The following is a 432-nucleotide window of genomic DNA, read 5'->3' on the forward strand; positions in this document are numbered from 1 at the left end:
CGTCTGAAACTATTTTTCCAATCGCAATTAAGGGATGAAACATGAGTATACACGGTGTAAGCTTTAAACTCGCTTTGGTCACCGGCGCATCGCGCGGTATTGGTGCTGCGATTGCCGATACTTTGGCTGCGGCCGGTGCAAAAGTTATCGGCACTGCCACCAGCGAAAGCGGTGCGGTTGCAATTAGCAAGCGCTTGGCGCAATGGGGCGGCGAAGGCCGTGCATTGAATTCTGCCGAACCTGAAACCATCGAAAACCTAATTGCCGACATCGAGAAAGAATTCGGCAAACTGGATATTTTGGTCAACAACGCCGGCACTACCCGCGGCAACCTCCTGATGCGCATGAAAGAGGAAGAATGGGACGACATCATGCAGTTCAACCTCAAATCCGTCTTCCGCGCCTCTAAAGCCGTATTGCGCGGCATGATGA

At 52.1% G+C, this 432-nt stretch carries 1 protein-coding gene; it reads left to right on the top strand.

From position 1 onward, the window contains the following. Positions 1–41: 41 nt before the first annotated feature. Positions 42–432: SDR family NAD(P)-dependent oxidoreductase (locus ACTHUG_RS11550; protein WP_440422311.1), on the top strand; the 391-nt coding region annotated here is incomplete at its 3' end.

Source organism: Neisseria sp. P0022.S009 (assembly GCF_051956675.1).
Taxonomy (GTDB): domain Bacteria; phylum Pseudomonadota; class Gammaproteobacteria; order Burkholderiales; family Neisseriaceae; genus Neisseria.